The sequence below is a fragment of the Planococcus sp. TJ-302 genome (genome assembly GCF_058268455.1).
Genome location: NZ_JBZDOI010000005.1, coordinates 1 through 18609, shown reverse-complemented (window position 1 = coordinate 18609; position 18609 = coordinate 1). Strand labels below are relative to the sequence as shown.

Annotated in this window: 19 protein-coding genes; 15 read left to right on the top strand and 4 right to left on the bottom strand. The window is 47.0% G+C overall.

What is annotated here, in order from left to right:
- Position 1: 1 nt before the first annotated feature.
- Positions 2-262 carry a YfhJ family protein gene (locus AC4EHB_RS15950; RefSeq protein ID WP_490976630.1) on the top strand — a complete coding sequence of 87 codons (261 nt, stop codon included), beginning with the start codon at positions 2-4 and terminating at the stop codon, positions 260-262.
- A 36-nt stretch (positions 263-298) separates the two neighbouring features.
- Here AC4EHB_RS15950 and AC4EHB_RS15945 read toward each other — a convergent pair whose 3' ends face one another.
- Positions 299-1282 (bottom strand): metal-dependent hydrolase, encoded by a 984-nt coding sequence (locus AC4EHB_RS15945; protein WP_490976631.1) that lies wholly within the window; start codon positions 1280-1282, stop codon positions 299-301.
- A gap of 116 nt (positions 1283-1398) precedes the next feature.
- On the opposite strand from AC4EHB_RS15945, the gene mutY reads away from it, so the two are divergent.
- The 9 genes from mutY to nikC all read left to right on the top strand — a co-directional run bounded on the left by mutY (position 1399) and on the right by nikC (position 11486).
- Positions 1399-2478, top strand: a complete 1080-nt coding sequence (gene mutY, locus AC4EHB_RS15940; protein WP_490976632.1) for an A/G-specific adenine glycosylase — start codon at positions 1399-1401, stop codon at positions 2476-2478.
- A gap of 2 nt (positions 2479-2480) precedes the next feature.
- Positions 2481-3227 carry an enoyl-[acyl-carrier-protein] reductase FabL gene (gene fabL, locus AC4EHB_RS15935; protein WP_490976633.1) on the top strand — a complete coding sequence of 249 codons (747 nt, stop codon included), beginning with the start codon at positions 2481-2483 and terminating at the stop codon, positions 3225-3227.
- 111 nt (positions 3228-3338) lie between these two features.
- Positions 3339-3884 (top strand): nucleoside tri-diphosphate phosphatase, encoded by a 546-nt coding sequence (gene ntdP, locus AC4EHB_RS15930; RefSeq protein WP_183736527.1) that lies wholly within the window; start codon positions 3339-3341, stop codon positions 3882-3884.
- Between the two features lie 95 nt (positions 3885-3979).
- On the top strand, positions 3980-5704 hold the full coding sequence (locus AC4EHB_RS15925; protein ID WP_490976649.1) for an ABC transporter ATP-binding protein: 1725 nt from the start codon (positions 3980-3982) through the stop codon (positions 5702-5704).
- 155 nt (positions 5705-5859) lie between these two features.
- Positions 5860-6879, top strand: coding sequence for an ABC transporter ATP-binding protein (locus tag AC4EHB_RS15920; protein ID WP_490982038.1), 1020 nt, complete (start codon positions 5860-5862; stop codon positions 6877-6879).
- On the top strand, positions 6854-7837 hold the full coding sequence (locus tag AC4EHB_RS15915; RefSeq protein ID WP_490976635.1) for an ABC transporter ATP-binding protein: 984 nt from the start codon (positions 6854-6856) through the stop codon (positions 7835-7837). The genes AC4EHB_RS15920 and AC4EHB_RS15915 overlap by 26 nt, the downstream gene beginning before the upstream one ends.
- 29 nt (positions 7838-7866) lie before the next feature.
- Positions 7867-9489 (top strand): ABC transporter substrate-binding protein, encoded by a 1623-nt coding sequence (locus tag AC4EHB_RS15910; protein ID WP_490982037.1) that lies wholly within the window; start codon positions 7867-7869, stop codon positions 9487-9489.
- An 87-nt stretch (positions 9490-9576) separates the two neighbouring features.
- Positions 9577-10581 (top strand): ABC transporter permease, encoded by a 1005-nt coding sequence (locus AC4EHB_RS15905; RefSeq protein WP_490982036.1) that lies wholly within the window; start codon positions 9577-9579, stop codon positions 10579-10581.
- 17 nt (positions 10582-10598) lie between these two features.
- Positions 10599-11486 carry a nickel transporter permease gene (gene nikC, locus AC4EHB_RS15900; protein ID WP_490982035.1) on the top strand — a complete coding sequence of 296 codons (888 nt, stop codon included), beginning with the start codon at positions 10599-10601 and terminating at the stop codon, positions 11484-11486.
- A 34-nt stretch (positions 11487-11520) separates the two neighbouring features.
- On the opposite strand, the gene AC4EHB_RS15895 is transcribed toward nikC, so the two are convergent.
- Positions 11521-12606, bottom strand: a complete 1086-nt coding sequence (locus AC4EHB_RS15895) for an FUSC family protein (protein WP_490982034.1) — start codon at positions 12604-12606, stop codon at positions 11521-11523.
- A 40-nt stretch (positions 12607-12646) separates the two neighbouring features.
- Complete coding sequence (locus AC4EHB_RS15890; RefSeq protein WP_490982033.1) at positions 12647-13933, bottom strand: glutamate-1-semialdehyde 2,1-aminomutase; 1287 nt, start codon at positions 13931-13933, stop codon at positions 12647-12649.
- Positions 13934-14054: 121 nt separating this feature from the next.
- Here AC4EHB_RS15890 and bcp point away from each other — a divergent pair, with 121 nt between their 5' ends.
- From bcp to perR, 4 genes are all read left to right on the top strand, one after another.
- Positions 14055-14531 carry a thioredoxin-dependent thiol peroxidase gene (gene bcp / locus AC4EHB_RS15885; RefSeq protein ID WP_490982032.1) on the top strand — a complete coding sequence of 159 codons (477 nt, stop codon included), beginning with the start codon at positions 14055-14057 and terminating at the stop codon, positions 14529-14531.
- Positions 14532-14546: 15 nt separating this feature from the next.
- The gene (locus AC4EHB_RS15880; RefSeq protein ID WP_490982031.1) at positions 14547-15488 is read left to right on the top strand and encodes a D-2-hydroxyacid dehydrogenase; all 942 of its coding nucleotides are present in this window, start codon (positions 14547-14549) and stop codon (positions 15486-15488) included.
- A gap of 1 nt (position 15489) precedes the next feature.
- Positions 15490-16041 (top strand): cob(I)yrinic acid a,c-diamide adenosyltransferase, encoded by a 552-nt coding sequence (locus AC4EHB_RS15875; RefSeq protein ID WP_490976643.1) that lies wholly within the window; start codon positions 15490-15492, stop codon positions 16039-16041.
- A 119-nt stretch (positions 16042-16160) separates the two neighbouring features.
- Positions 16161-16604, top strand: coding sequence for a peroxide-responsive transcriptional repressor PerR (gene perR, locus AC4EHB_RS15870; RefSeq protein WP_135505116.1), 444 nt, complete (start codon positions 16161-16163; stop codon positions 16602-16604).
- Between the two features lie 110 nt (positions 16605-16714).
- Here perR and AC4EHB_RS15865 read toward each other — a convergent pair whose 3' ends face one another.
- Complete coding sequence (locus tag AC4EHB_RS15865; RefSeq protein WP_135505114.1) at positions 16715-17062, bottom strand: YgzB family protein; 348 nt, start codon at positions 17060-17062, stop codon at positions 16715-16717.
- Positions 17063-17200: 138 nt separating this feature from the next.
- On the opposite strand from AC4EHB_RS15865, the gene AC4EHB_RS15860 reads away from it, so the two are divergent.
- Entirely contained in the window at positions 17201-18067 is an 867-nt protein-coding gene (locus AC4EHB_RS15860) for a nucleotidyltransferase-like protein (protein WP_490976644.1), read from the top strand.
- The last annotated feature ends 542 nt before the right edge of the window (positions 18068-18609 follow it).

Sequence of the window (18609 nt, the reverse complement as noted above, 5' to 3'; positions counted from 1 at the left end):
GATGAATGAGACAATCGAAGAATTGACTGCTGAATTATTAGAGAAGAACCCGAATCTATCGGACGAAAAAGCCCGCACATGGATTGAGCTTCTTGTGTCGGATTTTGAAGCTTCATATGCTAAAGCAGGATTTGATTATCAAGGAACGGCTGTTGTGGAGAAAGTCATTCGCCAATGGATCGAGAGCTACGGCGACAAGATTCACGAATTCGCCGGCACCAATCCGAAATACGCACATCTTATAAATGACTCGGTGAATTAAAAAAACGCACACGGCTGTGTGCGTTTTTTATTGTATTCAGTTGTGGCTGAAATCGAGTTTCTTCCTGAGCTTATCTTCACTGAAAATCCAGCCTGTGTACGAATTGACCACTTTGTAATTTTCGTCGAGATGGGCAACCGCTACAAAGGGATAATAATCATTGCTGCGGTAGCGCAGATCAATCAGCCGCACTTCATAGATCTTGCCGTATTCGTTAATTTCCCAGCGGTAAAGAGGGGAAAATGACACGAAAGCAGATAAGTTCTTGTCTTTCAATGCGGTCTGGAACAAATGATTGGATTCCGGCAACGCAAGTTTCTCGAATTTGTCGTAGATGTTGATGGAACGGCCATAAGCCCGGCCGACGTAATGATGCTGCTCCGTATCGGCTGCTACTCGCCATTCTAGAAATCGTATGGTCGGTGCCACGATGATGTTCGTCGTGCCTGGGATTGTATTGCGCACGGCATGCTTGACAGCGCCTTGCACAGCGAAACGCAAGACATAATAGAAAAACAGCACGACATAAAGGATTGTCATCGTCCAAACCGGATTCGAGCCGAATGCCCAGAACATCAACGTCACTAGATGCATTCCGAAAATAATCGGGTCAAAAGTATTGATGACGCCTAATGCGACCCAGCGGTTGGAGAATGGGCGCAGCGCCTGCGTGCCGTAAGAATTGAAAATATCGACGAAGACGTGCAGGAACACGGCGAGGAAAGTCCACATCCATAGATGCAGCATATCGGCAGACGGAAATGCGAATCCGATAGCGGCGGTCAGCAGGATGGGCCATAACAGCACGGCGGGAATTGAATGCGTCGCGCCGCGATGATGCCGTATATAAATCGCATTGCTGCGAAGTTTCAGGACGGTATCGATATCCGGGATCTGGGAGCCTATGATGGTGCCGGCGATGACAGCAGTTGCTGTCGCCGGGTGGCTGGCTACAACCGGATCCGCCATTGCAAGTCCGCCAAGGGCGATGCCCATAACAATATGTGTACCTGTATCCATTGCCTCATCCCCTTTCCTAGGCGGCGAAATTTGGTTGTCGGGCATTAATTTTGATAAAATGATAGTATTCCCGTATAAAATCTATACCCCGGAATCAAGACGTATAATCTAATCGAATGGAGGCAATACCAATAGAATTTGACAGCAAGCAATTCCAAGAAGATTTAATCAGCTGGTTTGCCGAAGAAAAACGCGATTTACCGTGGCGGCGAACTGCAGATCCATATCAGATCTGGATATCGGAAATCATGCTGCAGCAAACGCGCGTTGATACGGTTATCCCTTATTATAAACGCTTTGTCGAGAAATTCCCTACTTTGAATGATTTGGCGAATGCCGAAGAGGAAGTTTTGCTTAAGCAATGGGAAGGCCTTGGGTATTATTCCCGAGCACGCAACCTCCAGGCTGGTGTAAAAGAAGTAGCTGAAAAGTATAATGGCATCGTGCCTTCGACCCGAAAGGACATCTCGTCGCTGAAAGGTGTCGGGCCGTATACAGCAGGAGCAGTGCTGAGCATTGCCTATGGAATTCCTGAGCACGCCGTAGACGGCAATGTCATGCGTGTGCTGTCTCGGATTCTGCTTGTAGAGGAAGATATCGCGAAGCCGAAAACACGCAAGATATTCGAAGAAGCAGTGATGGAAATTATCAGCCATGAAAATCCGTCTTTCTTCAATCAAGGGTTGATGGAGCTGGGGGCTTTGATTTGTACGCCGACTTCGCCTAAATGCCTGCTTTGTCCTGTGCGTGAACAATGCGGAGCGTTTCACGAAGGGCGGCAGCATGAGCTGCCGGTGAAAACGAAAGCGAAAAAGAGCAAAGAGCTATACTATGCAATGCTGGCCATCCGCAGCGGTGAAACGGTGTTGATGGAAAAAAGGCCTGAATCAGGGCTGTTGGCGAATATGTGGCAATTCCCAATGGTAGAAATGGGAGGAGCGGTTCTTCCCGAAGGCCTAGATGAACATCTTTCCGAAAATTTCAAAGGAACGGTGGAAAATACAGAGCAAATTACTTCTTTCAAACATGTCTTTTCTCATTTAACATGGAATGTGGATGGATTTATTGCGCAAGGCGATGGCCTCACAGTGCCTTCCCATATGAAATGGGTGACGGCGGAGGAGCTCGAATTGCTGCCGGTCGCAGGGCCGGTCCGAAAGATGAAAGAAGCTTTACGACAAAGAGGAGATGTTTGAATATGGCGGCACAAAAAGTGGCATTGGTGACAGGAAGCAGCAGAGGGTTAGGCAAAGCATTGGCGATTGCCCTCGCGGAACAAGGGTATGACATCGTAGTCAATTACGCCCGCAGCAAAACGGCGGCGCTTGATACGGTAAAGGAAATCGAAGCTAGAGGGCAAAAAGCGCTGCTCGTACGTGCGAATGTCGGCGACGTGGAAAAATTGCGCGGCATGTTCGAAACGATCAAAGAAGAATTCGGCCGTCTGGACGTCTTTGTGTCGAATGCGGCATCCGGCGTACTTCGCCCGGTGATGGAATTGGAAGAATCACATTGGGACTGGACAATGAACATCAATGCGAAAGCGATGTTATTCGGTGCGCAGGAAGCGGCAAAACTAATGGATAGCGGCGGAAAAATCATCGGCATCAGTTCATTAGGTTCTATTCGTTATTTGGAAAATTATACCACTATAGGCGTTTCCAAAGCTGCTGTTGAGTCACTTACACGTTACTTGGCCGTTGAATTGGCTCCGAAAGGAATTGCAGTCAATACGGTTTCCGGCGGCGCGATCGATACTGAGGCATTGACGCATTTCCCTAACCGCGAAGAATTATTGAATGATGCGCGCGTCAACACGCCTGCAGGACGGATGGTCGAGATCGATGATATGGTAAAAGCCGCGCTATTCCTGATTTCCGACCACGCGGATATGATCCGTGGGCAGACGATTATCGTCGATGGCGGCCGTTCGATCGTCATGTAATCCTTCTATACTTAAGCCTTTGTGCCTTTTCGCTGTATGTTTTCAGAATTGATTGATATAATTGTCAGGACAATGAAAATATATACGGTTAGGCGAAAAGGTGGGATGGACATGGCGATTCCCGTGGAGGGAGAAACAATACAAATCCACAGCTACAAACACAACGGCCGAATCCACCGTGTCTGGCAGGAAACTACAGTATTGAAAGGGACTAATAACATAGTGATCGGTGCGAATGAACGGACGATGGTCACTGAATCGGATGGCAGAACATGGTTGACGCGAGAACCGTCAATTTGCTATTTCCATGCAGAACATTGGTTCAATATCATTTGCATGCTGCGTGAAGATGGAGTGTATTATTATTGCAATGTGAGTTCTCCATTCGTTTATAATAATGGCTCGTTAAAGTACATCGATTATGATTTGGATGTTAAAGTGTTTCCTGATATGTCGTATACCTTGCTGGACGAAGACGAATATGAAGACCATAAAAGGCAGATGGGTTATCCGGAAGTAATTGACCAGATCCTCCACCGCAATGTGGAAAAGCTAATTGGCTGGATCAAACAGCGGAGAGGGCCATTTGCCCCGGACTTCATCGACGTATGGACAAACCGGTATGACTTTTACCGGCAGTGCCGTCTTAGTGATTAAATGGAAAACCTGTTGCTCGCCAACAGGTTTTTCGTTTTGAAGAGAATGGAGTGAAAGAATTGAGCAATACGAAACCCAGCAGTACGAAACGCTATATGCAATTTGTGAAGCCTTATACCTGGCAAATTGTTTTGACGATCATCATCGGTATTTTTAAATTTGCGATTCCGCTGTTCATTCCATTGCTGATCAAAATCGTTATCGATGACATTATCGGTGCGGATGGGTTATCGAGCGATGAAAAACTCGAGCAACTTTACTGGTGGCTCGGTGGAACAGCTATCCTGTTCTTCATCTTCCGGCCGCCGATCGAATATTTCCGGCAATATTACGCTCAACTAGTCAGCAATAAAATCCTTTATGATATCCGACAGCACCTTTATGGGCATATGCAACGGCTGAGCTTGCGCTATTATGCGAATACGCGCGCAGGCGAAATCATTTCGCGCGTCATCAATGATGTTGAACAGACAAAAAACTTTGTCATGATCGGGCTTATGAATCTCTGGCTCGATCTCGCGACAATCCTGATTGCCATCGCAATCATGCTGACAATGGATGTACCGCTGACGATTGTCGCACTTCTGGCATTCCCGTTCTACGCGTTCAGCGTCAAATTTTTCTTCGGGCGGCTGCGCGATTTAACGCGCGACCGTTCGCAGGCATTGGCGAATGTCCAAAGCTATCTGCACGAACGTGTTCAGGGCATGAGCATTATCAAAAGTTTCGCGCTGGAAAAACATGAACAAAAATTATTTGATGAAACGAATGACGACTTCCTGGATAAAGCGATCGCCCATACGAAATGGAACGCAAAAGCTTTTGCTGTCGTCAATACGATCACCGATATTGCACCGCTGCTCGTAATCGGATTTGCGGGCTATCAAGTTATCCAAGGAAACTTGACGCTTGGGACAATGGTGGCGTTCATCGCTTATATCGAACGCCTTTATAATCCGCTTCGCCGCTTGGTGAACTCTTCGACGACATTGACTCAAGCTATTGCTTCTATGGACCGCGTGTTTGAATTGGTCGATGAAGAATATGAAGTAACGGATCGCAAAGGCGCCAAAGACTTGAAAGTGGTGGACGGCAAACTTGAATTCCGCGATGTCACATTCCAGTACAATAATGGCGGAACTGAAGTTTTGTCTGATTTGAATTTCACGGTCAAGCCGGGCGAAACTATAGCATTCGTCGGCATGAGTGGCGGCGGCAAGTCGACGATTGTCTCGCTGATTCCGAGGTTCTATGACGTTACGAGCGGTGGTATTTATATGGATGACCACGATTTGCGGGATGTTACTATCCACACGCTGCGCGACCAAATCGGGCTTGTGCTGCAAGATTCGATTTTGTTCAGCGATTCAGTAAAATCCAATATTCTTATGGGGAAACCACATGCCACTGATGCAGAAGTGGAAGCCGCGGCGAAAGCAGCGAACGCACATGACTTTATCGAATTGCTGCCTGAAGGCTATGATACAAAAGTCGGCGAGCGCGGCGTCAAATTATCGGGCGGGCAAAAACAGCGCATCGCCATTGCGCGGGTATTTCTGAAGAACCCGCCAATCCTCATTTTAGATGAAGCGACATCTGCGCTTGATCTGGAAAGCGAATCACTGATTCAGGATTCGTTGGAGCGCCTCGCACATGACCGTACCACGTTAATCGTTGCCCACAGGCTATCGACGATTACGCATGCCGATCAGATTATCGTCATCGACCACGGCAAGCTGGCCGAAAAAGGTACGCATGATGAGTTAATGAAACAACAAGGCGTTTACGCCAGCCTTTTTCAAGTCCAACAATTTGTTTAATAGCAAGTTCAGCCCCCGAAAATCTTCGGGGGCTTTTTTGCACTTATGGGAAAAACTGTGTAATATTTGATAAGCTATTGCAATAATACTAATGTTACGTATAATATAAACACATAGAATTTTCAGTTTAAAGAAGATGGCAAAGGGGTGGCATTGTGGAAGACCGTAAAAAAATATTGGAAGTTAATGGCTTAAAAACCTCTTTTTTCACTGATGACGGTGAGGTGCCTGCGGTTGATGACATAGATTTCTATATCCGTGAAGGCGAAGTGCTAGGGATAGTCGGTGAGTCAGGTTGTGGAAAAAGTGTCACTTCACTATCGATCATGGGTCTGGTTCCAAGCCCTCCAGGAAAAATTGTTGGCGGTGAAATTTTATTTCAGAATAAGGATTTGACCCATCTAAAAGAAAAAGAGATGCGTGAAATCCGCGGCAACGACATCGCGATGATTTTCCAAGAGCCGATGACGTCGCTGAATCCTTTGTTTACAATCGGCGACCAATTGCGCGAAGCAGTAAAAATCCACAAGCGGGATTGGTCGAAGAAAAAGATCAACGACCGTGCGGTTGAAATGATGAAGCTGGTCGGACTGCCACGCGCAGAAGGGCTGATGAAGGATTATCCCCATCAGCTTTCTGGCGGAATGCGCCAACGGGTAATGATTGCAATGGCCTTGCTCTGCGACCCGAAAGTACTGATAGCGGATGAGCCGACGACCGCGCTGGACGTAACAATTCAGGCGCAGATCCTGAAGCTCATTAAAAACTTGAATGAGCGGCTGGACACTGCTGTGTTGTTGATCACGCATGACCTGGGTGTCGTAGCGGAAACTTGTGAACGGGTCATCGTCATGTACGCTGGAAAAGTGGTGGAAGAAGGTCCGGTGCACACGATTTTTAAAGATCCGCAGCATCCGTATACGCGCGGATTACTGGCATCGGTTCCAGATATGCGCTTTAAGAAAGAACGTCTGTACTCGATTCCAGGAAACGTGCCGAAGCCGGGAACGATCAAAACGGGCTGCAGATTTGCAGCCCGTTGCGAATTCGCGTTCGATCGGTGCATTTCCGAAAGCCCGCCGCTTTATTTGACAGCGGAAGACCATCAGACCCGCTGCTTCCTATACGATCCGAAGGAGGTGCAGCCGCATGACAGAACCGTTGTTAAAAGTTGAAGGGTTGAAGAAATATTTCCCGATCAAATCAGGTATTCTCGGCCAAGTAAAAAACTATGTGAAAGCTGTCGATGATGTATCGTTCACGGTCAATGAAGGGGAGACTCTTGGAATCGTAGGCGAATCGGGCTGCGGCAAGTCTACGACTGGCCGCATGCTAATGCGCCTGCTGGAGCCGACAGAAGGCAAAGTGTTTTTTGACGGCAAAGAATTGACCAGCATCTCGAACGCTGATATGCGAAAAATGCGCCGCGATATCCAAATGGTTTTTCAGGACCCTTATGCGTCCTTAAATCCAAGGCATACGATTGAAAAGATTCTCATGGAGCCGCTGAATGTCCACAACATCGGCGATCCGAAAGAGCGCAAAAGAAAAGTTCACGAGTTCTTGGAAATCGTCGGCCTCAGCAGCTACCATGCGAAACGCTATCCGCACCAATTCAGCGGCGGACAGCGCCAGCGCATCGGAATTGCACGGGCTTTGATGACGAATCCAAAATTGATTATCGCAGACGAGCCCGTTTCGGCTCTTGATGTATCGATTCAGGCGCAGGTATTGAACTTGATGCAGGATCTGCAGAAGGAATTGAAATTGACTTATATATTCATCGCCCACGATCTCGGCGTGGTTCGCCATATCAGCGACCGGGTTGGCGTCATGTACCTTGGGCAAATGGCGGAACTGGCGGACAGCGAAGCACTTTACGAAAAGCCGCTGCATCCGTATACACAGGCATTGCTTGGAGCAGTACCGGTGCCGGATCCGGATTTTGTCCGCGAAGAAATCATCATCAAAGGCGATGTGCCGAATCCGGCCAACCCGCCGAGTGGCTGCCGTTTCCATACGCGTTGTCCGTTTAAGATGGATATTTGCGAAACCACCGTGCCAATTTTTGCAGAAGTTGAAAAAGGTCATTCTGTAGCCTGCCACCTCTATGAGCAAAGCAGGCCGCAATGATAATAAATAACACAAATGGAGGGGTAAATTTGGGGAAGAAAAAGTTCTTATCACTGGCATTTTTGATGCTTTTATTGGTGTCGACAGCGTTGTTTGGTTGCAGTTCCAATGAGACTTCGGATAACAACGAAGGGGACAGCGGAGACTCGGGGGATTCTGGGGATCCTAAAGTATTGATCTTCGGGCGCGGAGGAGACTCAGTGTCGCTGGATCCGATTGCCGTAACAGACGGGGAATCGTATAAGGTAACAAAGAACATTTTTGATACATTGGTGAACTTCGGTGAGCAGGATACAGAAATAAATCCTGGCCTAGCTACTAAATGGGTTGCCGCTGAAGACGGTTTGACGTATACATTCACACTTGAAGAAGGCGTTAAATTCCACGATGATACGGATTTCAACGCTGAAGCAGTTGTAGCAAACTTTGAGCGTTGGGCAGGCGGAGACGCTGATACGTTCCCATACTATGGTTCAATGTTCGGCGGATTTGCTGCTGACGAAGGCCATGTAATCGAGTCGGTAACAGCTACTGGCGATTACGAAGTGGAATTCAAGTTGAAACGCCCGCAGGCGCCATTCTTGAAAAACTTGGCAATGAGTTCTTTCGGTATCGCTTCACCTACTGCTTTTGAAGCTGCGGGCGATAAATTCGGCGATGAGCCAGTCGGAACGGGACCATTCAAATTTGTTGAATGGAAACGCAACGATTCTATTACTATTGAAAAGAACGCGGATTACTGGGTAGAAGGCGAACCGAAATTGGATCAAGTCATTTTCCGTTCGATTCCAGATAACTCAGCGCGTTTGAACGCATTATTGTCTGGTGAAATTGACTTGGCTGACGGAATTACACCTTCTGACGGCAAAACAATTGAAGGCAATGCGGATCTTCAGTTATTCGAAAGACCATCAATGAACGTCGGCTACCTTGGATTGACGACTACACGTGAGCCTTTCGATGATCCAAAAGTGCGTCAGGCAATGAACCACGCGATTGACAAGCAAGCTATCGTTGATGCTTTCTTCGAAGGACGCGGAGAAGTTGCGAAAAATCCGATGCCTCCAGTAATCAACGGCTATAACGATGATATTGAAGGATATGAATATGATCCTGAAAAAGCAAAACAATTATTGGCTGAAGCAGGACTTCCAGATGGCTTCGAAATGGAGCTATATGCAATGCCTGTACCACGCCCGTATATGCCAGATGGCCAAAAAGTAGCTGAAGCGATACAGAAAAACTTGGCTGATGTCGGCGTTACAGCGAAAATCGTTTCATTTGAATGGGCCACATACCTTGAAAAAGCTGCAAACGGGGAAGCGGATGCTTTCTTGCTAGGATGGACAGGCGATAACGGCGATGCCGACAACTTCCTTTATGTGTTGCTCGATCAGGACAATATCGGTTCGAACAACTACACGTACTACAAAAACCAGGAATTGCATGATCTATTGATCAAAGCACAGACTGAGGTTGACGAAACAGTTCGTAACGACCTTTACAAACAGGCACAGGAACTCATCCATGCAGACGCTCCTTGGGTTCCACTTGCGCACTCTACACCGTTGTTGGCTGGCGGCAAGAACGTCGTGAACTTCAAGGCCCATCCAACTGGCTCTGATAAACTGGCATCTGTAGATTTAGAGTAGGCATTCAAAGAGGAGAGGTCATCATGATTTCTCCTCTTTTTTTTCCTTAATGGATACATAACGCAAGAGATGGAGAGGTGAAGAAAAATGCTTCACTATATTGGAAGAAGGCTGTTGCAATTAATTCCGGTATTGCTGGGTATGACATTTATTGTATTTTTGATCATCCGCGCAATTCCTGGGGATCCGGCTCAAGTTATCTTAGGCCAACAGGCTTCGGAAGAAGCAATTAAAGCACTGAGGACTACGTTAGGGTTGGATAATCCGTGGTATATCCAGTATTTTGATTACCTGAAAGGGCTGATCACCGGTGATTTAGGGCAATCCCTTCGCACACGGACGCCTGTAACAGATGAAATCTGGCCGTACTTGGCTGCGACAATTGAGTTATCTGTTTTTGCTATTATCATCGCCGTAATCATCGGCATCAACGCGGGCATCATCTCCGCGTGGTTTCAAAATTCATGGTTCGATTATTTAGCGATGATAATTGCATTGATCGGGGTATCGATGCCGATTTTCTGGCTTGGTTTGATGAACCAGTGGATCTTTTCGATTGAACTGGGCATTTTGCCGACAACAGGGCGTGAGAATGTCAGGGACCCAGTCGAGGTTATCACCAATTTTTATGTAATAGATACAATCATCACCGGTCAATTTGACCAGCTGTCGACCGTATTAAAGCATTTGGTGCTTCCAGGAACTGCGCTGGCCACAATTCCGATGGCGATTATCGCCCGCATGACGCGGTCTAGCATGCTTGAAGTGATGCGGTCGGATTATGTCCGGACGGCACGCGCTAAAGGATTGAAAATGTTTTGGGTTGTCTACAAGCACGCATTGAAAAATGCGATTATCCCGGTTTTGACGATTATCGGACTTCAAATGGGTTTGCTTTTAGGCGGCGCCATTTTGACGGAAACGATTTTCGGATGGCCAGGAATTGGCCGCTATATCTATGAAGCAATCGGTTTCCGTGATTATCCGGTCATCCAATCCGGCATTCTGATCGTGGCGTTCATCTTCGTCATGATCAACTTATTCGTCGACCTGGTTTACAGCTTGGTCGATCCGCGTATTAAATATGATTAGAAGGGGGGAAGCAAAAAATGGCTGATGCAGTTACAGATAATAAAGAAATCAAAATGGAAAAAGTCGCTGGTCCCTGGAAAGAAGCATGGCGCGGTTTCCGAAAAAGTAAAGTTGCGGTAGTCGGCATGGGAATCGTCATTTTTTTCATCTTGCTTGCGATTTTTGGACCGCTCTTTACGCCGCAAGGAATCAACGAACAAAACCTGTCGAAGCGCCTCTTGCCCCCTTCTGCTGCTAATTGGATGGGGACGGATGACTTCGGTCGCGATATATTATCGCGGATTGTATACGGCGCCCGAATTTCGTTATGGGTCGGCTTTTTAGCGGTAATCGCTTCAGTAGTTGTCGGCAGTATTTTGGGCATCTTGGCTGGCTATTACGGCAAATGGGTGGATACGATCATTTCCCGAATTTTTGATATCATGCTCGCATTCCCGAGTATCTTGTTGGCGATTGCAGTTGTTGCGGTTCTTGGGCCGTCGCTCCGAAATGCATTAATCGCGATTGCCATCATTAACGTACCGAACTTCGGTCGCTTGATCCGTTCGAAAGTACTGAGCATCAAGGAAGATGAATACATCATGTCGGCGAAAGCAATCGGCATGAAAGACAATCGAATTTTATTCTCCCACATATTGCCGAATTCTATGGCACCTGTTATTGTGCAGGGTACATTGGCGATTGCAACAGCAATCATCGAAGCGGCCGCTCTCGGATTTCTTGGACTTGGAGCGCAGGCGCCTTCACCTGAATGGGGCAAAATGTTGGCAGATTCACGGTCTTATCTGACAAATGCGCCATGGACCATGATTTTCCCGGGGATTGCCATTATGCTGACAGTACTGGGCTTCAATTTGATGGGCGATGGCCTGCGGGACGCACTTGATCCACGCATGAAGTCATAATAAAAAGTGCCGGACAATTTTTGTCCGGCACTTTTTATATGGATTTTTCGATTTCTGAAGCAATTTCATCCGAATGGTAGTTGTGGTAAGCAATGATCAATAAGTCCAAATGCTCCAGCTGTTCTTCGTAGTCGATGATGGCCGATAAGACGTGCATGAGATGATAAATAGAAAATTCGTTGCCTTCCTGTTCGTGGGCGATGTTGATTTCCTTCACAAAAACCGCCATCATTTCCTGCCTTTTTTCTGACGCGTCGATTCCGGAAGTTTCACTATGTTCAGGCCGCAATTTTCCGACATACTTCATGTAAAGCTGCTCGTGGTAGCTCGCCAGGCTCTCCAGGCGGTCCTGCACCATCACGTGGAAATGTTCCGGCAGGTCGGTCAACTCGTTTTCAAAACGATGCAGCCGCTTCAGAACTTCCAGGCTTTTCTTGGAAGTGGCAATCATTTGGCGATAAAGCACCAGTTTCCGCGCTTTCGTGTACTGTTGTTTTTTTGTGTAGCTCCGCTCATCTTTGTAAAATGAATACCATTGATCCACCTTGTCCAATTTATTGCTGAGGCTTTCAATATCTTCTTTCAATGTTGTATGTGCGGAAGCATGGCGAATGGAAACGCGAATCCAACGGATAACTTCTTCACTCACTTCATGGATAGAAGTGAAGAGCCGCGTTTCGTATTTTGGCGGCAGGAAAATCAGGTTGACACTGAATGACGCCAAAATTCCAAGCAAGATGGTTCCGAACCGCAACGAAGCAAAAGACAAAAAGTTTGGGTCATGCGATTCCATAATCGCAATGATCGTCACCAAGGTCAGGGGCACGGTGGTCTGGAGTTTCAGCTTCAGCATGATGACAATCGCAAGCATCGCCGCTAGCCCGATGGTCAAGTAATTTGAACCGAGGGTCAAAACGAACATCACCGCAATGGCGGCGCCGATCAAATTCCCATAAACTTGGTCGAGAACAGTCAGGTAGGAACGATAAATGGAAGGCTGGATCGCAAAAATCGCCGCAATTCCCGCAAAGACAGGGGAAGGGAGATCCAGTAAATTCGCTAAAAATAAGGCGAACGAAATGGCGATTCCGGTTTTAAATATACGTGCACCTAGTCTCATGAGCTTTTGGTCTCCTTTCCTCTGTATTTTTTTCAATCCTTTAAAGCTGGCGGAACGCTTCGCGAACCGCTGCAATAGAAGCTTCAACGTCTTGCTGTGTGTGCTCAGTGGTCAAAAACCAAGCTTCGTATTTGGACGGAGCAAGGTTAATGCCTTGTTCAAGCATCAATTTAAAAAATCGGGCAAAGATTTCTCCGTCCGTCGCTTCAGCTTGCTCGTAATTTTGGACTCGCTGATCGGTAAAATAGATGGTTAAAGCGCCTTTTAAGCGGTTGATTGTGATTGAAACACCAAATTCTTCAGCCGCGGCCAAGATCCCTCTTTCCAATTGTGCGCCTAGTCTATCCATTTTGTCGTAAACTCCGTCTTTTTGGAGAACTTCGAGGCACGCAATGCCCGCTTGGATGGACGCCGGGTTTCCGGCCATAGTGCCAGCTTGATAAGCAGGACCGAGCGGTGCGACTGTATCCATAATTTTTTTCTTGCCGCCGTATGCACCGATCGGCAGTCCGCCGCCGATGATTTTTCCAAGAGCAGTCAAATCAGGGGTCAATCCAGACAAGTCCTGCGCACCGCCGTAATGGAAGCGGAATGCCGTGATGACTTCGTCATAGACAATCAATGCGCCTTTTTCTGCAGCAACGCGGTGTACTTCTTTCAAATATCCAGGAAGTGGTTCGACAATGCCGAAGTTGCCGACAATCGGCTCTACCAGGATACAAGCTAGCTCATCGCCCCATTGGTCCATGGCTTCAGAAAATGCAGCAGGATCGTTGAAAGGAACGGTAATGACTTCTTCAGCAATAGTCTTCGGAACGCCGGCCGAATCCGGGATCCCTAATGTCGCCGGGCCTGAACCCGCAGCAACCAGCACCAAATCGGAATGGCCGTGGTAGCAGCCAGCGAATTTCATGACTTTCGTGCGTCCGGTATAGGCGCGCGATACGCGGATAGTCGTCATCACCGCTTCGGTGCCGCTATTGACGAAACGGACTTTGTCCATTTTCGGCATCGCCTCTTTCAGCATTTTGGCGAACTTGATTTCGTGGCGTGTAGGCGTTCCGTATAGAAGGCCGGTCTCAGCAGCATGGCTGATCGCTTTTGTAATGTGCGGGTGGGCATGGCCAGTGATGATCGGACCGTACGCAGCCAGATAATCGATGTATTTATTGCCGTCGACGTCCCAGAAGTAAGCGCCTTTCGCCCGTTCCATGACGACAGGCGAACCGCCGCCGACCGCTTTATACGATCGTGATGGGCTGTTGACGCCGCCGACGATGTGCTGGAGTGCTTCTGCATGAAGCTCTTCGGATGTAGAATGATTCATAAATGTTTGCCTCCCAGTTTAATCTCTTACTTATTGTAGACAATATCGCTGTTAAACGCCAAAGAAATTGAAACTGCATCGCTGGTCCGGTACGATAGAAGTAGGAAAAGGAGTGATGGAAATGATAGTGTCAGAAGGAATGGTAGCACCGGATTTCTCGTTGAAAAACGAAGCGGGGGAAACTGTATCATTAACGGATTTTGCGGGCAAGAAATATGTGGTTCTGTATTTTTATCCGAAAGATATGACGCCGGGCTGCACAACGCAAGCATGTGATTTCCGTGATGCGGAAAAAGACTTTTCCGAATTGAACGCAGTCATTTTAGGAGTCAGTGCTGACTCTGAAAAGCAGCATACGAAATTCATTGAAAAACATGGTTTGCCGTTTTCGCTGCTGGTCGATGAAGACCATAAGATTTCAGAAGCCTATGGGGTATGGGTGGAGAAAAAAATGTATGGCAAGGAATTCATGGGAATCGAACGCTCGACATTCTTGATCGATCCGACTGGAACCGTCATTAAGGAATGGCGGAAAGTGAAAGTGCCAGGCCACATTCAGGAAGTGCTGGAAACCATCAAGACGGTTACGAATCAGTAAAAGGGGAGAGCGAATATGGAAGTCCTATTCACATTTTTGCCTAAAGAACATCAGCAGCAACAGCTGCGGGAAGAATTTCCGGAAGTCCAGTTCCATTTTACTTATAAAGACAAAACGCATCTGCCAGATGCGCAAGTACTGGTGACATACGGGGAAGATATCTGTGCTGAAGACATTGAAGCTGCGCGAAATCTGGAATGGATCATGGTAGCCAGTGCGGGCATTGAAAAAATGCCGCATGAAGCGATAGCTGCGCGCGGCATTACCGTCTCTAATGTCAAAGGCATCCATAAAACGCCGATGGCAGAGTCGGTCTTGGCACATATCTTGTCGTTAAAGCGTGCGTTGCCTTTTATCTATGACAGCCAGCATAAAGGCGAATGGAACCGTAAGACCAGTTCGTCCGAATTGCGTGGGTCGACTGCGCTGATTCTGGGCCCAGGGGCCATCGGTTCAGAAATCGGGCGGTTGCTGCAGGCATTCGGCGTTCAAACGATCGGCTGCAACCGTACTGGCAAAGCTGCAGATTATATGGAGGAAATGGTCGCATTTGAAGGAATCCTCGGCATGTTGCCAAAAGCGGATATTGTTATTTCTGTGCTTCCAAGTACGGCGGAAACCCGGAATATGTTAAGGAAAGAGCATTTCGAGGCAATGAAAAATGACGCCATTTTCATGAATTTCGGCCGAGGGGATTTATTCACGGACGAAACTTTGATCGAGGCATTGGAAGCGAAAAAAATCGGGATGGCAGTGCTTGATGTCTTTGCCCAAGAGCCGCTGCCACAGGAGCACCCTTATTGGGGGATGCCGAATATTGTCATTTCTCCACATGCGTCCAGCCATTCTGGCAAATATGTGGAACGGGCACTCCAAGTTTTTGTGCCGAATTTGAAAAAGTGGCTTGCAAAAGACGACGAACCGACAAATCTGGTAAGCATGGAAAAGGGGTATTGAGGTGAAAATCTATACAAAGACGGGCGATAAAGGAACAACTTCGCTTGTATACGGGACGCGGGTAGCGAAAAATGATCCATTAGTGGAAGCATACGGATCTTGCGACGAAGCGAATTCTGCCATCGGTTTGGCTATCAGCCACATGGCAACGGAATTTTTTCAGGAGAAAGACGAATTGGATGCCGTTTTCCATGAAATCCAGACGACTTTGTTTCATGTAGGGGCTGAATTGGCGACGCCTAAAGGGAAAGAAGTGAAATGGAAGCTGACCCAAGAAGACATCGAAAAATTGGAGCGATGGATCGATCGTTTTGATGAAGAAGTGCCGCCGCTGTCCAATTTTATCCTTCCCGGTGGACATCCCGCCGGAGCCGGCCTTCACGTAGCCCGTACGGTTGCGAGGCGTGCAGAGCGGTCAGCGATTTCAATCGGAGAAGAAGTTCCCCCGAACGTATTGGCTTATTTGAACCGCTTGTCTGATTTTCTATTTGTGGCTGCCCGGCTGGTCAATATGCGTTTGGGCCGAAAAGAGAAGGATCTTCACCAATCTTAACATTAGCTATTGCCTTCAAAGCCTACTAATATAGTGATTTCTTGACATTCGCCCTTCTGCTTAGGTACACTAATTATAACGATTATAATGTAAGAATCTAAGAAGTGAGGTGCACAGCGATGTCTGAAGTCCATTTAAAAGACGCGCTAGAGACATTGAAGTCTACAGGTGTCCGAATCACTCCGCAACGGCATGCAATCCTAGAGTTTATGATTCATTCTACGGCGCACCCGACAGCGGATGATATTTATCGAGCGCTTGAAAAAACGTTCCCAAATATGAGTGTAGCAACTGTATATAATAATTTGCGCGTTTTTAAAAGCGCGGGACTTGTTAAAGAGCTGACATACGGCGATTCTTCCAGCCGGTTTGATTTTGTGACCAACGACCATTATCACGTAATCTGCAATGATTGCGGAAAGATTGTCGATTTCCATTATCCTGGCCTGGATGAAGTGGAACAGCTTGCTTCCCACGTTACCGGATTCCAAGTCGATTACCATCGCCTTGAAATTTATGGGACGTGCCAGCAATGCAGCGGGAAGTCCGCGCAAGCCCAATAAAAAACGAGCAGGAAATTTATGCTCGTTTTTTATATTTTTTATTATTTATAGCCAATTAAAAATCCGCCGCAGAATTTATCTGCGGCGGATTTTATTTGCTGAAATCAAATTCAGCTATTCTTTTTATTGTAATCGACGTCGAATTCTTTGCCTTCAAGTTCCGGATCCATTGTCAGCGGTTCACGGCAATGCATGCACATGTCCACGCGCCCAAGCATTTTCGTATGGCGGCCGCAATTCGGACATTGCACGGGAACGGTCTTCATGGACAGTAGGCCAATCCAAGCATAGGTGGCTGTACTTCCGATGATAGCGAGCAATCCGAGCAACATGAAAATGACCATAACGACTGGATAGTCTTTGAAGTAAATACCGGCATACATGATAACGATTCCGATGAAGATAAGTGCCAAGGCAAAAGTCCGGATTCGGTTGATTTTATTTTTATAAGGTTTCATAAATTCTTTCCTCCTTGCATCAATCATACTATATCATAATGGAAGGTAAAAAGTGATAATGGTTCATTGTTGCAGGAATAGGGAATAAATATGTCGAAATAGAGAAAAAGCAGATAGATATGCAAGGAGTGGAAACAGATGGAACAAATTCTAAGACCGATTTATCAGGAGAGGGCCAGCCAGGAAAGTACACTTGGCGTCGTGCTTGTTGAAAAGCGGGAAAAGGTGAGTCCGATCACCGATACATTCGATTCGATCCTGCTCATCGTCACCAAGGAAAATGAGATGTCCGTTTATACAAAGCATTATACGTATTTGGATAAAAAAGCGGCGATGCACATCGTAACGGAAAAGCAGCTGAAAAAATGGCTGTTGCTTGGAACCAATCGGAAAATTGTCGATTGGCTTTTCCACGGGCGCATTATCTACGACCGCAATGAATTTATGGGAAAGCTGAAAACCGAGCTGAAGGACTATCCTTTTTACGGGCGCAAGATAAAGATGGGAATGGAGTTCGCGAAGCTGATCCGCCGTTATCAAGAAGGGAAAGTCTTTTTCGAAGGCAAAAACTATTTGGATGCATATCATCATATAGTAGAATCCCTTCATCATTTGGCAAGGCTTGCAGTGCTGGAAAACGGTTTGCCGCCAGAAGTGACAGTCTGGGCGCAAGTAAAACAGATGGAACCGGCAATCTACAAACTTTATGAAGAATTGGTGATGAGCGATGAGCCGCTGGAAAAAAGGCTGGAGCTTTTATTTCTCGCAAGCGAATTTCTCATTCATTCACGGACGAAGGATGGAGCGCGCCACATCCGTGAAGTGATGGAACAAAAACAGCGTTGGACAATCCAGGAGCTTCACGAGCAGGAAGAGCTTCGGAATTATTCTTCGAACCTCGAGGTATTCATTGAATATCTCATCGACAAGGATTTGATTTCTGTCGAAAGCGTTAATACTAAAAGCGAGGGCATCTTCCATCGCTATTATTATGTAGAGAATTGAATCGGAACAACCCAGATAGGAGCCGGCCTTCGCCATGAAGGGCCGGCTCCTATCTGTCAAAGCGGAGTGAATGGCTGCTTGAGAATCCGCGAATAGCTTTCTCTTTTAATAAAATCACAATATCTTTGCATTTATCGTTGACACAGCGATAGGAATCGTATTATGATAATACACGTCGCTAAGAGAGAAACAGTTTTTCGCAATAATAAAAAATGCAAAAAACGCTTGACTCTTCTGGACGTCGATGATAAATTAGAGAAGTCGCTTTTATAGGACGGACATAACATGAACCTTGAAAACTGAACAGCAAAACGTCAACGAAAGACGTCACGAGCGCTTTGGCGCGCGAACGGCTTTTGCGAGGATTGCCGCAAGGCAATCGGAGCAAAGCTTTTCAACCCCAAGTGTTCGTGGCTTAACTACTGATCAGCATCATGCAGATCAAAGCGAATCGTGCGTCTTCGGACGGCGATGCGCCAGCAGTATTGAGCAATCAACACTACTCTATAATGGAGAGTTTGATCCTGGCTCAGGACGAACGC

What these genes read in the sequence shown, in the direction of transcription:
- AC4EHB_RS15950 (WP_490976630.1), top strand. Translation starts at nt 2, where the DNA reads ATGAATGAGACAATCGAAGAATTGACTGCTGAATTATTAGAGAAGAAC.
- AC4EHB_RS15945 (WP_490976631.1), bottom strand. Translation starts at nt 1,282, where the DNA reads ATGGATACAGGTACACATATTGTTATGGGCATCGCCCTTGGCGGACTT.
- mutY (WP_490976632.1), top strand. Translation starts at nt 1,399, where the DNA reads ATGGAGGCAATACCAATAGAATTTGACAGCAAGCAATTCCAAGAAGAT.
- fabL (WP_490976633.1), top strand. Translation starts at nt 2,481, where the DNA reads ATGGCGGCACAAAAAGTGGCATTGGTGACAGGAAGCAGCAGAGGGTTA.
- ntdP (WP_183736527.1), top strand. Translation starts at nt 3,339, where the DNA reads ATGGCGATTCCCGTGGAGGGAGAAACAATACAAATCCACAGCTACAAA.
- AC4EHB_RS15925 (WP_490976649.1), top strand. Translation starts at nt 3,980, where the DNA reads ATGCAATTTGTGAAGCCTTATACCTGGCAAATTGTTTTGACGATCATC.
- AC4EHB_RS15915 (WP_490976635.1), top strand. Translation starts at nt 6,854, where the DNA reads ATGACAGAACCGTTGTTAAAAGTTGAAGGGTTGAAGAAATATTTCCCG.
- AC4EHB_RS15905 (WP_490982036.1), top strand. Translation starts at nt 9,577, where the DNA reads ATGCTTCACTATATTGGAAGAAGGCTGTTGCAATTAATTCCGGTATTG.
- nikC (WP_490982035.1), top strand. Translation starts at nt 10,599, where the DNA reads ATGGCTGATGCAGTTACAGATAATAAAGAAATCAAAATGGAAAAAGTC.
- AC4EHB_RS15895 (WP_490982034.1), bottom strand. Translation starts at nt 12,606, where the DNA reads ATGAGACTAGGTGCACGTATATTTAAAACCGGAATCGCCATTTCGTTC.
- AC4EHB_RS15890 (WP_490982033.1), bottom strand. Translation starts at nt 13,933, where the DNA reads ATGAATCATTCTACATCCGAAGAGCTTCATGCAGAAGCACTCCAGCAC.
- bcp (WP_490982032.1), top strand. Translation starts at nt 14,055, where the DNA reads ATGATAGTGTCAGAAGGAATGGTAGCACCGGATTTCTCGTTGAAAAAC.
- AC4EHB_RS15880 (WP_490982031.1), top strand. Translation starts at nt 14,547, where the DNA reads ATGGAAGTCCTATTCACATTTTTGCCTAAAGAACATCAGCAGCAACAG.
- perR (WP_135505116.1), top strand. Translation starts at nt 16,161, where the DNA reads ATGTCTGAAGTCCATTTAAAAGACGCGCTAGAGACATTGAAGTCTACA.
- AC4EHB_RS15865 (WP_135505114.1), bottom strand. Translation starts at nt 17,062, where the DNA reads ATGAAACCTTATAAAAATAAAATCAACCGAATCCGGACTTTTGCCTTG.
- AC4EHB_RS15860 (WP_490976644.1), top strand. Translation starts at nt 17,201, where the DNA reads ATGGAACAAATTCTAAGACCGATTTATCAGGAGAGGGCCAGCCAGGAA.